The 14,149-nt window shown below is 35.7% G+C and carries 12 protein-coding genes and 3 pseudogenes; 2 read left to right on the top strand and 13 right to left on the bottom strand.

Translation table 11 applies throughout. From position 1 onward, the window contains the following. Positions 1 to 11: 11 nt before the first annotated feature. The 9 genes and pseudogenes from C8K15_RS15790 to C8K15_RS15835 all read right to left on the bottom strand — a co-directional run. On the bottom strand, positions 12 to 560 hold the full coding sequence (locus C8K15_RS15790) for a hypothetical protein (protein ID WP_108587342.1): 549 nt from the start codon (positions 558 to 560) through the stop codon (positions 12 to 14). 19 nt (positions 561 to 579) lie between these two features. Further along, a complete protein-coding gene (locus C8K15_RS15795) occupies positions 580 to 1,776 on the bottom strand; it encodes an FAD/NAD(P)-binding oxidoreductase (RefSeq protein ID WP_108587343.1) in 1,197 nt (398 codons plus the stop codon). A gap of 526 nt (positions 1,777 to 2,302) precedes the next feature. Further along, a pseudogene (locus C8K15_RS15800) lies at positions 2,303 to 2,395 on the bottom strand (HAD hydrolase-like protein); the annotation flags it as partial. A gap of 116 nt (positions 2,396 to 2,511) precedes the next feature. Next, positions 2,512 to 3,543, bottom strand: coding sequence for a Gfo/Idh/MocA family protein (locus tag C8K15_RS15805; RefSeq protein WP_108587344.1), 1,032 nt, complete (start codon positions 3,541 to 3,543; stop codon positions 2,512 to 2,514). 75 nt (positions 3,544 to 3,618) lie between these two features. After that, a complete protein-coding gene (locus C8K15_RS15810) occupies positions 3,619 to 4,701 on the bottom strand; it encodes a Gfo/Idh/MocA family protein (protein ID WP_108587345.1) in 1,083 nt (360 codons plus the stop codon). 244 nt (positions 4,702 to 4,945) lie between these two features. Then, a complete protein-coding gene (locus tag C8K15_RS15815) occupies positions 4,946 to 5,677 on the bottom strand; it encodes a class I SAM-dependent methyltransferase (protein WP_108587346.1) in 732 nt (243 codons plus the stop codon). A gap of 278 nt (positions 5,678 to 5,955) precedes the next feature. Continuing rightward, complete coding sequence (locus C8K15_RS15825; protein WP_108587347.1) at positions 5,956 to 6,138, bottom strand: DUF6366 family protein; 183 nt, start codon at positions 6,136 to 6,138, stop codon at positions 5,956 to 5,958. Between the two features lie 99 nt (positions 6,139 to 6,237). Beyond that, positions 6,238 to 6,815: pseudogene (locus C8K15_RS15830) on the bottom strand (DNA alkylation repair protein); the annotation flags it as partial. Then, positions 6,816 to 7,039 (bottom strand): annotated as a pseudogene (locus C8K15_RS15835) (YnfA family protein); the annotation flags it as partial. Positions 7,040 to 7,106: 67 nt separating this feature from the next. Between C8K15_RS15835 and C8K15_RS15840 the strand changes: the two are divergent. Together C8K15_RS15840 and C8K15_RS15850 are read left to right on the top strand one after the other, a co-directional pair. Next, positions 7,107 to 7,325, top strand: a complete 219-nt coding sequence (locus C8K15_RS15840; RefSeq protein ID WP_108587348.1) for an early set domain-containing protein — start codon at positions 7,107 to 7,109, stop codon at positions 7,323 to 7,325. 936 nt (positions 7,326 to 8,261) lie between these two features. Continuing rightward, positions 8,262 to 8,480 (top strand): hypothetical protein, encoded by a 219-nt coding sequence (locus C8K15_RS15850; protein WP_233260531.1) that lies wholly within the window; start codon positions 8,262 to 8,264, stop codon positions 8,478 to 8,480. A gap of 1,103 nt (positions 8,481 to 9,583) precedes the next feature. On the opposite strand, the gene shc is transcribed toward C8K15_RS15850, so the two are convergent. The 4 genes from shc to C8K15_RS15870 form a co-directional block, all read right to left on the bottom strand. Continuing rightward, entirely contained in the window at positions 9,584 to 11,512 is a 1,929-nt protein-coding gene (shc, locus tag C8K15_RS15855) for a squalene--hopene cyclase (protein WP_108587351.1), read from the bottom strand. A 613-nt stretch (positions 11,513 to 12,125) separates the two neighbouring features. Further along, the gene (locus C8K15_RS15860; RefSeq protein ID WP_108587352.1) at positions 12,126 to 12,656 is read right to left on the bottom strand and encodes a D-glycero-alpha-D-manno-heptose-1,7-bisphosphate 7-phosphatase; all 531 of its coding nucleotides are present in this window, start codon (positions 12,654 to 12,656) and stop codon (positions 12,126 to 12,128) included. A gap of 117 nt (positions 12,657 to 12,773) precedes the next feature. Next, complete coding sequence (locus C8K15_RS15865; RefSeq protein ID WP_108587353.1) at positions 12,774 to 13,001, bottom strand: hypothetical protein; 228 nt, start codon at positions 12,999 to 13,001, stop codon at positions 12,774 to 12,776. Positions 13,002 to 13,868: 867 nt separating this feature from the next. Further along, positions 13,869 to 14,102, bottom strand: coding sequence for a hypothetical protein (locus C8K15_RS15870; RefSeq protein ID WP_108587354.1), 234 nt, complete (start codon positions 14,100 to 14,102; stop codon positions 13,869 to 13,871). Between the last annotated feature and the right edge of the window lie 47 nt (positions 14,103 to 14,149).

Genomic DNA, 14,149 nt, shown 5'->3' on the forward strand with positions numbered 1-14,149 from the left:
ATTTTAGCCTCCTATTTTTTTTCACTAAGTACTTGTAGAAATGTTTTCATGTATTGAAAGCCTCGTTTTACAGCGGGGATTTTTAATAGTGCCAACACCTTAAATAGTGATATCTTCTCCGTTTCTTGCATTTGTACTCTGCGGTTAGTCTCCTGTAAAATACCCCCGCATTTTTGGACAGTTTCTATATAGGGATGGATATCTGATGTTATAGATTGGAAAGAAGTTGGATCCTTTAATGTATTGCGTCCAAATTCAGCAAGTTCGATTCCTTTATCCAAATAAGGTGTAATAATAGGTAAAATCTCTATGATTCGAACTAAGGAACTGACAGATTCTTTGGTCAGTTTCAACGACTGTATCGCTTGCTCTGCTTCACCTGTTATTTGTTCAAGCCATTCCTGATCTTTTAACACCTCTTCTATAAATAGAAGGGGTTCCTCCATCTGTTTCATACGCGCTGTATATTCTGGTAGCTTTGATACTAGATAGGTCAGCGATTCAACAGTTTGTTGATCAGAAAGAAGTATATTCAACTTTGATGTATCTACTTTTCCCAAGACATTTCACCTCCTTTTTTTACATAAGTCCTTTCAACATGCCATTCCAGTAAAGCGCCGGCAACATATGTTTTTTCATTAAATACATGCTTAAGCGTTCTTTAGATTGATCAAATGGGAATGTTTCAACTGGATAATTATCATAATCAAATTCAGCTAAAATAAGTGACCCATATCCTGTAACAATTGGACAGGAAGAATAGCCATCATATTTGGCCGCTAAGGGTTCGTTATTCATAGCATAAAGAATATTTTCCGCAACGACAGGAGCCTGTTTCCGAATTGCTGCACCAGTTTTTGACGTTGGTAGATTTGCACAGTCACCAAGGCTGAATACATTTCCATAAACCGGATGTTGTAACGTATATTGGTCTGCTGCAATCCATCCATTTTCAGCTGCTAGTGGACTTTTCTCCAAAAATTCTGGCGGTCCCATTGGTGGTGTAACATGGATCATATCGTAAGACAATACCTCTTCTTTACCTGTTTCAAGATTTGTAAATACCGCGTTTTTATTTTTTGAATCAATGGACGTCAAGTGACGCTGAAATTTCGTTTCAATTTCACGTTCTTGTATAATTCCCTCGAGAGTCTTGCGATATTTTTCAACTGAAAAAATAGAAGGCGATGCTGTGGCAAAAATAACTTTTGTTTGATCACGTACACCCGATTTCCGAAAATATTGCTCGGCTAAATACATAATCTTTTGAGGTGCGCCTCCACATTTTACAGGTGTATTTGGCATTGTAAAGATTGCGTTTCCACCTTTGAAATTTTTAATATTTTCCCATGTAGAATCTACATATTGGTACTCATAATTACTGCAGACGCCATCTGTTCCAATAGACTCTTTCAAACCAGGCACCTTACTCCAATTCAGCTGAATCCCAGCTGCAACAACGAGATATTCATAAGTAACTTTTGTACCTTCCTCTGTTATTAACTCATTCTTGTCCGGAGTAAATGATGATACCCTTTCTGCAAGCCAATTTGCACCTTCCGGAATCACGCTGGACTGATCACGTTCGGTCTGTTCCTTTTGTGCTGCTCCACCTCCAACTAGTGTCCAAAGAGGTTGATAATAATGTTTTTTCTGAGGATCAATAATCAATATTTGATGTTCCAACTGTTTGTTTTCTCGCAACAATCTCGATGCAACCGAAATGCCACCTGACCCAGCCCCCACTATAACTATTCTTGCCTTTTGTGTACGCATTCAAAAAACTCCTTTTCTCAATAATCTTACATATCTTATATACTTATATAGGATACTTCTGTATACAAGTTCTTTAATATAGGGAAAAGCCCCTAAATTCCATAGGACCCTTTTCGTTTAAGTGAAAATAACTCAAATAAATATTGGACTGCTTATATTCACAATTAAGTGGGGGGATGTCTCATTTAGAAAAATAGTGCATCTGGAATTATGGTATCGCGTTCTAAGACCGTACTGTTTCCAACCTTTTACAATCTATCTTGTACATCTACATGAGCAACGTGCGAATGACCCTCTTTCATAGAAAACCCCAGCCGAGGCTGGGGTTTTAAACATGGATACCAAGAAAATTCACATGCTACGTAAGGGAGGGAAACCTTACTGGCTTAAAGAAGAAATTGAGACATATATCCATGATTTACCGATAAAGACAATAGAACTGGACAAATAATTGAATCCCCCTCACAATTAGAACAAACGTTCTAATTGTGAGGGGGATTATTTATAAAAACATTACCGAATCGGACTATCGCTTGTCTGTAAATCCAATAGAATCAATTCCAGTATTACTTGCCCCAATAATATCGTGCTTTCTATCTCCAATCATAATAAAGTCACCAGATTTATGCTCATTATATTTGTCTCCTTTTACAAGAGAATCTCTATAATTCTAACTATCTAAGTTCTTCCTAACTTCTAGTTCCCTCTTGCGTTCCTCTAAGACCTGATTTCAACTCAAAGGACATTATTCACAATACATTTCTCCACAATTTCTTTTAATTCAATTCGACGACTTTCTTTATGGGACAAAGCCGCGGCTTCATTTATTAGTGTCAAATTAATCACATCTTCTTTCGTAATTGTGGATACAGTTCCATCTTTAATTATCGCTACCCACTGTTCCAACGGCATTGGTAAAGATGGCTTTAGTTCTACTGGATTTATCCATTCTCCTTCTTCTAGCTGACTACTTTTTAAACGAATTTGTTCATTTTCAATTAGCAGTGTTCCTTCTGTCCCATAAAGCTCTAACTGAAACGGACTTCCGTTTGATAAAAAACTAGTCTCAATAACACCCAGTGCACCAGATTCATACTCTAGTAAAACAACAGCGTTATCATCCACTCCTAGATTATTTGTTTGCTGCAACCGTGCGTGTAGGGCCTGTGCTTTTCCAGCTAAACGATTAGTCAAATAAATCGGGTGTGCACCAAGATCAATTAATGAACCTCCACCACATTGTTCCTTATCAAAAAATCGTTCAGGCAACCACCCTTGTGTTCCCCCCTTATTTGGCACGGCTCCATTATGAGCAAGTCTACAACGAACCATTGTCAATTTACCAAGCCATCCTTTATCCACTACCTTTTGGGCATATAAATAATAATCCATTGTTAATCTAGGTAAAGAAACCATCAGATTAACCCCGTGTGCTTTGACTGTATCAAAAATTTCCTCACAGTCTTTGACGGAAAATGCCAACACCTTTTCAGTGAAAATATGTTTTTTATTTTTTGCTGCAGCAAGAATGATTTCTTTATGCAGATTCGTAGGTGTATTGACAACAATAGCATCTATGGAAGGGTTTGCTAGAACTGATTGTAAATCTTGTTCAAACGGTACACCCAGCTCCTCTGCCCATTTTCTACCACGCTCTATATCTTCGTCCCATACAAGTTGGACGGAAAGATGTTTATTTTCCCTTATCTCTCTTTCATAATCATCAGCATGTACATGCCATCTACTCAATAATGCAACATAAATCATTATAGTTCCTCCTTAATATAATCAGGGTTAGACCTCTTTAAGATGCCTTCTATATTCAAGATTTCAAGTAATCATTCAATCAAAATAAACCGCTTTACCAGTTTTTGCAGATTCATATATTGCTTCTAAAATTTGTGTGACAACTAAGGCTTCTGCTGGTTTCACGATCGGTTCTGTGTTATTAATGATGCTTTCTACCCAACACCTCGCCTCAAGGTCAGAATCACTTTCTGCCTTTCCATTATAAAAAGCAACACCACCAGCACCTAACTCTACATTCGTTGCATACAGTTTACTAAAATTCTCTCCATTAATACGCAATCCGTCTTTCATATCTGCTCCACCTTCAGTCCCACTAAGGGAACATTTTGCTTCATCGATATCCAATGTATTCAATGCCCAACTTGACTCTAAGACAATTGTTGCTCCATTTTCCATCGTAATAAATCCGAATGCAGAATCTTCAACCGTGAACTTTTCTGGATCCCAAGGACCCCATGCATTTGCAGCGTCCTTCTTTTGCCCTAATTTATGATAGGTCGTACCCATCACAGATTTAGGTTTATAATTGTCCATCATCCAAAGTGTTAGATCAAGCGCATGTGTGCCAATATCAATTAACGGGCCGCCACCTTGTTTCTCTTCATCTAAAAATACTCCCCAAGTTGGTACTGCCCGACGGCGAATGGCATGGGCTCTTGCGTAATACACTTCACCTAAATCACCCTGTTTACAAACGTTATGTAAATACTGACTGTCAGGTCTAAAGCGATTGTTATAACCAATCGTTAGCTTTTTACCGGTACGTTCTGCCGTTTCAACCATTAATTTAGCTTCTTCAGACGTTTTTGCCATCGGCTTCTCACACATGACATGCTTGCCAGCTTCCATTGAAGCAATTGAAATTTCCGCATGAGAAATATTTGGTGTCAAGACATGGACAACATCGATTGATTCGTCTTCCAATAATTGTTTGTAATTTTTATACACTGCCGCTTCGGGTGTTCCATACTCTATTGCGGCTTTTTCTGCCTTTTTTATTTCAATATCGCAAAATGCAACCATTTCTACTTGTTCAAGCTTTTTAAGACTCGGTAAATGTTTTCCGTTTGCAATACCTCCACAACCAATAATAGCTACTCTTAATTTCTTAGACATTCTATTTTTCTCCTCAAATAGTATATTTTACTACAAATTATTTTAAGATTTTAGAAGTAAGTAACCTATGGATATCTCAACATTATTCATATGTTTGAATCAGATAATAAAGTTAACTCTTTTTATAACCTACGTTACTCTTGCCAAGCCCCGGTAGCTCAAAAAGAAAAAAGAGATGTCTTTGCAGCTCACTGATCTTCAACTAAAGCACCCGTTAGTTTAACAGTTCAATCGTAAAAATTGTTTACTTCACACAAGAAAAAGCCAATACGACTGGGATCCGCTGTCTTCTAACAAATTCTTCTTCGCTACTAAAACGTTCACGTTTTGGTGTACCTTCACGTAAATCCAATACTGTAAAGCCAGCTTGTCTAAGTGCGATAAAATATTGTTCAATTGTGCGATGATACTTAACCACTACTTGATCAATCCAAGGCTCTTTTCTTTCACCCTCATGGAAATAGTCATCGACAATCCAATTACCGCGTTTATCCCCACTTTGCTTACTAGCAAATGAAGAAGTTGTCAGGGGATGCTGGATACTAAAAACAAATCTACCGTTTTCTTTAAGTGTTTTATAAACAGCTTGAAATAGGCGGTTAACGTCGGAAACATAATGGAATGCGAATCTAGAAGTTACAAGATCAAATGCCTCTTCAGGATAATCATAGGATTCCATTGTTTCACAGTGTATTGTTCCGTTTTGTTCGAGTAAGTTAGAGCGTGCAGCTTCTACCATTTGTTGCGAACCTTCTACTCCTGTGTAGTTTTTTGCCCCTAAATGTAAAAGTTCTTTTCCGAACGAGGCATCACCACACCCTAAATCTAAGATGCTTATTTCTTGAATGCTCCGAATTAATTCAAAGATAATTGGACCTTCAATGGCATTATTTGGACTATCTTGTCTGTTTCTTCTTTTCATGTAATTTGAAAAAAAATCCGTTTGATCGTAAACACTAGCTCCTCTAAATTCCATCCAATCACCTCCCCATCTTATTAATTCTCTTTTCTTTCTTTTTCTTTTTAAAAAAACTGATTTGTAATGTCGGGCGACTCATCGCTAAACACACAAATTAATGTATTCTATCACATGTTTTTTAGAATAGACAAGTAATAAATTACTTACTTTTCAGAAAAAAAGAAATAATCAACTATTTTTTTGCTGTAAACTATCTGTTATTAAACTAACCTGCCGCGTTAGTTCAATAAGAGAATGGCCCCACCTGAAGTAAAGCACCCGTTACTACAATAAAATTAATTTGAGCACGCTCTTACCAGAAGAATAATTGCTACGATTATTACAATTGAGCCAATATTGACTAAACATCCACTGCTGGGTGCTCCTGTATGGGCTTGAGCCCACGCATTGTTTAAGGCACCACCAGGATTTTTTCGTTGTTCTTTAGCTTTTAACCTATCTCTTTCTTTCTCGGACATTATAAGCCCCCCATTTTTTGCGATTTTAATGTCATGAAATTTCTCTTTTCTTATTCAATCTGCCCAGTTACTTCAATAAGAAAAAAGCTGTATTCGCAACTAACATCTTACATTTTTCCGTTTAAAACCAAGCAGCCCTCTATCTATATCTTTTTGAATATTTTCGGAAGCAAGCAGGATACTGTTTTTTTCTTTCCACGCCTGACTTCGACTGGGCCTACTGCCTTTGCGGTTTCAACCGCCTTATCATGGAGCGGCAAATATGAAATCCCAACTGTGTAGATAAAATTATTCAAAGCGGATTTCGTTCGATCTGGTGAATCGTGAATCATATTTTCCACCTAATCAAGCATACTGGCAATTTTGCTGGCGCTAAATTCAGTGTCTGGGCAATTACCAAGAAGCCAACAGTAACAGCCCCAACCTGCAGACATTCTAAATTCTTCACCGCTTGCGATCCATTTATCGGCAACAACTTGCGCAAATTCGGTTTCTGCCAAAGTTACTGCAACTACAAAATCTGACTCAGTCATTGTCATTGAGTCCGCAATGATGCCGGCAAAATACATGGCATCGTAGTTCCCGGTGGCGTAAAGCAGCTCGGCTAAAGGCTAATCTTTCTTGATTTTCTTTGCGAGCGGCTTCATTGCGCCTGTAGCCACGCCAAAAAGCGGCTCTATCCAATCATATAAATCTGTGTTTTTTTATCAATCCCCCATCCCCACAATACAGATAGAACGATAAAACCTCCTCCATAGGCGGCATAAACTCTACTGAACGATGGGAACGATTGAATTGTAGCTATGATACCGTAAAGAGCTAGAGTAACACCTCCTAGAATCTCCAAATAATATGGTTTACCTTCTCTTTACCATAACCAGATAAGATAGCCGCCACCTATTTATTAAGACCCTCCAGGGCTTTTTTACCTAACTAAAATTGATCCTCTTACGTAGAATAATGAATAAATGGGGGGTGAAAAAGTTGTGAAGATGATTATTAATTTTAATAATGGTGATCAAGTTTCTGTACCTATTACAAACCATAGCTCAGGATATTGGGATGTTGTCGTTCATTTAAGAGCAATAAAAGAAAAAGATTTACCAATCGAAATTGATTTAAATAATGGGGAAACATATGTAAGTAGTGGTAAAGAGCTAGATTCTGTTGAATTTAAGTTCAATTAAATATGAATTCAGAACGTCCAATCGGGCGTTTGTTTAGATAAATGAGAAAATTAATAGAGAGTTGGACTCGTTGATGACCTTTTTTTATTGATGCCATTCTAAAGCCCTCCTCTTATACCAATATAGGTATAAGGGGAGGCTTTCATTTGCATTTTTTGTTTTTAGTGCAGGAAATAAGAGAGAATGAATATGAGTATTGCAGTGAAAAAAGATCATTAAAAATTACTGATATACTTATCGATTTATTGGCTAAGAGTAATTCTCGATTCAACGATATATTATGCTCGTGATCTTGGTTTTCTTAAAATCAAAACGATTATTATTACTAATAGGCTCACTACAATCGTCTCGTATGCATTCTTTCTAATACTAGATCCTATCACCATTAACTCAGGATTAAATAATAGTAAAATGATACCTATGACAATCGCTTCTGCAAATTTGTTTATAAACGTTTTCATAAGATTTATTTCCTCCCTTCTTCTTTTCTCTTTCATATTGCAACTCAAGAAATAACCCTATTACATATTTTATTTTATATACTGTATCTACTATTTGATAATTAAAGACAAATCTATTAATAAAACTATTAATTCAAAAATGAAGAAAATGGTCATTTGATTATCATTAGCAACTAATTTAACTTCTATACATACTTTCAAAAAAAATAATTGAATGTAACGAAATACTTTAAGTGTTACATCCGATTGAAAGCAAAAACGTTTATCAAACTTTACTAAAGCATCCGTAAGTCCAGTACAGTTTTATTCTTGTTCACTAACTTGTGGGATGTAATAGCAAAGATGGTCGCAAGCGTTAAACATGAATATTACGGCGAAGAAAAACATTGGAAGGCAACTTTAGATATTTCAGGTAACGTCGATACAGCTACTCATTAAGAAGAAAAACAAAAAGATTTTGTACTTGAATACAAAGGTGACTATTCGGATATTTCCGATGCCATTGTTAGATTATACTTATACAACAAGCGGAGAGACAGAGGTTGGTACTCTATGCCCTCCAGGAACAAAGTATATTCGGGATAGTTCAGAAGCTGGTGATGGTAATATGTGCAAGAAAGATGAATTGATTGAGGTCGTCGTTAAGTGGAATGAGAAAGAAGAAAAGATTCCATTGAAGATAAAGAATGATTAACAATCTTTTACTGTGATCCAACGAGTGGGTTATTTAATAGAACAAACGAATTAATATTTAGTGAAAACACTTATCTTCTTGGTAATATAATCTCCCACCCTAATAATTTCGATTACAATACAATCTAACAACCCCTAAATTTTGGGGTTACTTAAATATTCTACATAGTTTTTAATACTCCTGTTTTTAAGTCTTGTAACCTGCCCCGTTAGTTGAAAAAGACGTTTGAGTATCTTCTTTTAGTCATACTATTTTATTTATGAAATTCTTAATTTTAAAATAATGATAATATAGCAATTTCAGATGTGCTTTGCATTATTTTTAATCATTATGTTATAATGATAGCAAGTATTACGTATATTAAAAAAGACCGAACGGTGCGTCAACACCATTCAGTCATGCAATAGGCAGGTTCCCTCAAAGGGCGTCAGCTAAATAATGAGAAATAACCCATCTTGTGCGTCTAACTCAAGGATGGGTTATTTTTTATGGTTAAATGACAGAATTGACACGATTAATGCTGCGAACGTTACTGCGAACATCAATGCTTCAAATACTGACATGGCGCCAACCACCCTTGAGTACCTATTCTATTACTACTCTATTATACCAAATCGTTTCTACCATCACTTGACCAATACAATATCATTTAATCAATTAATAGTATCAAAGGGTTTTCTAAATTTAGGAAAAATGTTGTTCCTTGTTTCATAAATTTTCGATTTATATTTTAATACATTATATATCGTATAACAATAAATTATTATCGAATTTTATTATATTTTTGGTATATTGGACAATGATAAAAGCATTCCTCATTACAAAAGGAATGCTTTATAACTTTAAACTCTTCAATTTATAGGTTGTTCAACTAACCTACACCATTAGTTGATGAAGGAATTAGATAATCAATCCGTAAAACCAAACCTACTTTTAATTCATGAGGATGATTATTAACCCAAGATTCTCCAGTAATATTGAGCGATTGGGCGATTAGCAAATTCTTCAAATTGCCCCCCATCTTCAGCCAATAAAATTAGATCTTCATTAAAAATAAACTGATTTATATAATCAACTATTCCGTTTACACCGTAGTTGGTATGTCACCTTTCATACCTATTCGTCCTTGAGAGGCTTTCATTCGGAAATTTTTTTTGATAATGCGCAAGTGCAATTAGTGGGAAAATATATCGATAACTATGATAATGAATATAGAAACTGCCAGCCATTCCCTGTCCTTTTGGATAAGATGTTGTCCAGTCATCTTTATCATTATTTTCTAAAATATATTTGATGCCGGATATTATTTCTGGTGTGAGTTCGTCTTCAGCAGCAATCAGCGCATCCAATGCCCAGGCTGTATGAGTTAACGTACTGGCTCTCAATGGAACGTACGTTTTCATTTTATCACTTTTACAAGACTCTCCCCATCCCCCATCCGAATTTTGAATATCACGAAGCCATTTGACTGATTTTAGAATAGAAGGATGGTCCGATGATATTCCTGCTGCAACAAGCCCGGTTATAGCAGCCCAAGCACCATAAATATAACATATGCCCCATCGGCCATACCACGATCCATTCGGTTCTTGATGATCGAATAACCAATTTACACCTAACTTTATAGAGTCGTGACTCTTCTTTAAGTTAGTGAATTTCCCGAAAAATTCCAATGTTCTTCCTGTTAAATCTGCACTTGATGGATCTGCGAGTAAATATTCAGCATCTTCAATTGGAATTATAGACAAAATGCTTTTATTCACGCCTTTTTCGAATGATGGCCATCCTCCATCATCATTTTGCATTGAAAATACCCAGTTGATTCCTCTGTCCCAAGATGTATGGACCTTGGGTTTTTTATTGACAGTTTTGCAGATTGACCTTAAGGATGCAGTTGTATCATCAATATCAGGGTTCATTGTATTTACATTTGAGAAACCCCATCCCCCTGGAAGACTATGTGGACTGTGTATGACCCAGTCCCCATATTTATAATGCTGTCGTGTTAATAAAAATTGGTTTGCTTTTTTTATAACGGGATCTAATTCGGAAACCCCTGCTTCTTGCATGGCATAACTAATTAAAGCTGTATTCCATACCGTTGCTGTGGTGAATTGCATATGAGTCTTCCCGTCAACTTGACATTTCATAGACTTTAATCCGTTTACCGCATGAATGATTGTGGGATGATCTTTCTTATATCCAAGGGAAAGCAACGCGAAAATTAGCAGAAATGTCGAACTGAAGTAACTGTATAATGTGCCATCCGGTTCAATTCGTTCCAGCATATACTGTTTTGTCTTATCTACCGCAAGTTCCTGAATTTGCTTTGGCAAACCAATTAGGTCCTCAATTCTTTTTTGAATGGATAAAAGAAAAGGACTCCATTCATTTGAGAGGACCCTTGATAAATATTCTTCATCCAACCGGTTGTGGTTCAAAATAAATAAATCTGAAATGTTTGGACTTTTATTTGTTTTAATTATGTATTTCTTATCAGCGAGAATCATGAGTGGAGCGATATTTGCCCTACCAAAGACAGAAAAGTCGAAAAAGTTAATTGGGAATGAGTGTGGTAGAAAAACAAATTCTGTCGGAATAGTAAAAATTTTTGCCCATGAAAATTGTCCAGTTACTGCCAGCATAATTTTTGTTAGTAAATTACTTTTGTCTATTCCCCCATTTGATAAAATAAACTGTCTTGCTATTTGCATTCGTACATCATCATGAGAACAATAGCCGGAATATAGAAGGGCGTAATAAGCTTCAATCGTGGCAGCTACATTACCGTCATCTTCTTCATCATAAAACAGCTTCCAAGCCCCACTATCTTGTTGTTTGCTTAAAATCCGATCTACTAGTTCCTTTATTAATTCTTCATCATCAATAGTTAATGAACGCAATAAAATAATCATATAGGCATCCGTTGTAATACCTGTTTCAAAAGGATAATCCCAAGTTCCTACCTCAGATTGATCCTTCTTCAAGATGCTTATAATTCGTTTAATTTCGTCTGATAGGGTACCGTTCACAAAATTCGTCCTTCCTATAGCATAAATTCAATACACCTAAACATATTCGGTTAGTTTCTAAAAAATGCGAGGAAGTGATTAAGTACCACGATTCAAACGCTGAACTCGTTGTATAGAGGATACACAGTAGGTTGACATAACAATCGAACTTAAATTTCCTAAAAAAAAACGAGCTGACTTTATCCAGCTCGTTAAATATTTCATCTATTATATTAATTTTTTCTTATCCTACTTTAAATGCCTTGGTCATTCTATAACTTTTGTAATCATTCAATCTTACTATTGATACGCTCTTTCTTACTTTGACGATAAAAGAACAACTCATAAAATATTGGTATCCCCTAGGTTGACATAACCCCCGGATGAGGAAGTGCTCATCTTAATTAACCTTTAGATCAATAAGAAAAGCTGCACTCATTCATATCTAAAATCAAATTTGTCGTATCTAATGTATGACCGTTAATTATTACTGTGTCATTGTCTGTCCAAGTAAATAAAAAACACCAATTCGATACTCTTTTAAAACTTCCTTCTTATTTCACTATCCTACCTCGTTAGTTGAACAAGAAATTAGATGATGACTAGCCAAAAAAGAGATTATCAAATGCACGCTCTACTTTGCTGTTGAATCTTCTATAATCCAATCCACAGCACTTATTAGGTCAGGGAAAACAGCATCTGCAAGCGGATCACTCTTACCCAAGAATACTCCCTTTGTACCTGCCTTCTTCCCTGCGATAATATCTGTATCGGTGTCTCCTACCATGTAGGATTGGAATAAATCAATATCATACTTTTTACTGAGATCTATAATTAATTTGCTGTTTGGCTTGCGACAGGCGCAGCCCGATTTTGGCTTATGAGGACAATAAGCCACGTCATGAATAGTTGCCCCTTCCTTCTTTAATTCAGAAATCATATGGTCATGTATTTTATTGAGCTCAGTTTCCTTCATGAATCCCAATCCAACACCGCCTTGATTAGTTACTACAAATATGAAATCAAAGAAAGGATTCAATTTTTTAATTGCTTCTGGAACACCTGGTAAGAAGTATAGCTCATGTGGCTTATTTACAAATTTAACCCTATCCGTTAGCACTTCATTTATTACTCCGTCACGATCCAAAAATAAAGCCTTCTTCATTAACATCACACCTTTACATGTATTAAACCCCGTTCAAAAAAAGAACGAGGTTATGCGTATCGTATTAGAGGGATATCTCCAAAATTTCACTATCACTTTTTTGATGAACTGCTTTTTTTAATCTTCTATTTTTTTACCTGCCATTAATTTTGCGAATTGTTTCATTTCTGGATCCTGTTTAGGAATGAAATTGAATGGATTTTTCTCTTGTGCGAATTCTCCTTTAGTATTAACAATACCAATCTTTGAGCCTGCCGATGCTGTAGGATCATTAATTATACCTTCTATTTCTCCATCAAAATGAGGGGTTGCTTCAACATGTTGATTTTCATTTTCACGTGGCACATGACCATCTCCTTTTAATGTTAATATGACTATATAGAAGGTGATCTATTCAAAAAGATTATGTGTGGTAGCTTCAGGTAATGGAAAGAACTTATTCTTAATCAAGCCTATCTTTCTAATTATAGTGAATTGAATTTGCCCAATATAAGGAATGTCATGCAATCCATCAATGGAAGCCCGAAGTGTTTGAGAATATATATAATGGAAGAAAACAAAAACCCTTCAGTGAATTAATCACTAAAGGCATCCAGAGTATTCCCCAGCACAGGTTCAAGCTGCTCTACGAAATACTGCTGAGGACTTTGGGAAGTCTGGACAAGATACTCTTTACGGATCTGGAGAAGCCAACATCTATAATGCATTAACACGATAGAAACAAAAGACCTGCATGATGCAGGTTAAGCCGTTCAGTTTTGAATCACTTTTCTTGAAATATAACCCTAAATAGACACCCAATTAGCTAGTCAATTGGGTGTCTATTTTTTATTGATATATCAAGGTTTGTATTGATTTTACCTTTAAAATAATCATACTATTGACAGGTCAATTATTGCTATTACAATTGTGATTGTAAAGTGATTATTTAGGTATCTATTTGGTATGATAAAGAGGTGTGAAATTGCATTGACGAAAAACAACCGAATAAACTAAACAAGAAACCTGTAAACCGGGAAATGAATATTTATGATTGGAAAAGAGAAAAAAACACAGAGTATTATCTCAATGTTTTTCTAGTTGTTCTACTTTTTAATAAACCAATTTTCTTCTCCGTTTATTCAACTAAAGCACCTGTTAGTGGAATAACACCTTCAGCAAAATTCGAACTTATTTATTCCCATTTTTATCCTTCATTTTATCTCTTCCTTTTCATTGTACCTCGTTGCTTCTGACTTTAACTATACGTTGCACAATAAATCCAACTATTAAGCCGATAGCAAAAGGAAGTATTGCAATATTTGCATCAAAAATCAACCCATTTTCTAACGGTTCATTTAGAACAAATGAAAACCTAAGAAGAGATAAATTAAATATATTTCCAATCCAATATAATAGTGCCATTGTCCCAACTGATGATAATAACGGAAACAATATAATTCTCACAAAAGACCTCCTTTCAATACTTGTTATTGAACAAACCTGCCTCGTTA

This window comes from Paenisporosarcina sp. OV554 (genome assembly GCF_003058165.1).
In the GTDB taxonomy this organism is placed as follows: domain Bacteria; phylum Bacillota; class Bacilli; order Bacillales_A; family Planococcaceae; genus Paenisporosarcina.

Coding starts and splice junctions, on each gene's coding strand:
- C8K15_RS15795 (WP_108587343.1), bottom strand. CDS start 1,776: ATGCGTACACAAAAGGCAAGAATAGTTATAGTGGGGGCTGGGTCAGGT.
- C8K15_RS15805 (WP_108587344.1), bottom strand. CDS start 3,543: ATGATTTATGTTGCATTATTGAGTAGATGGCATGTACATGCTGATGAT.
- C8K15_RS15810 (WP_108587345.1), bottom strand. CDS start 4,701: ATGTCTAAGAAATTAAGAGTAGCTATTATTGGTTGTGGAGGTATTGCA.
- C8K15_RS15815 (WP_108587346.1), bottom strand. CDS start 5,677: ATGGAATTTAGAGGAGCTAGTGTTTACGATCAAACGGATTTTTTTTCA.
- C8K15_RS15825 (WP_108587347.1), bottom strand. CDS start 6,138: ATGTCCGAGAAAGAAAGAGATAGGTTAAAAGCTAAAGAACAACGAAAA.
- C8K15_RS15840 (WP_108587348.1), top strand. CDS start 7,107: ATGGGGGGTGAAAAAGTTGTGAAGATGATTATTAATTTTAATAATGGT.
- C8K15_RS15860 (WP_108587352.1), bottom strand. CDS start 12,656: ATGAAGAAGGCTTTATTTTTGGATCGTGACGGAGTAATAAATGAAGTG.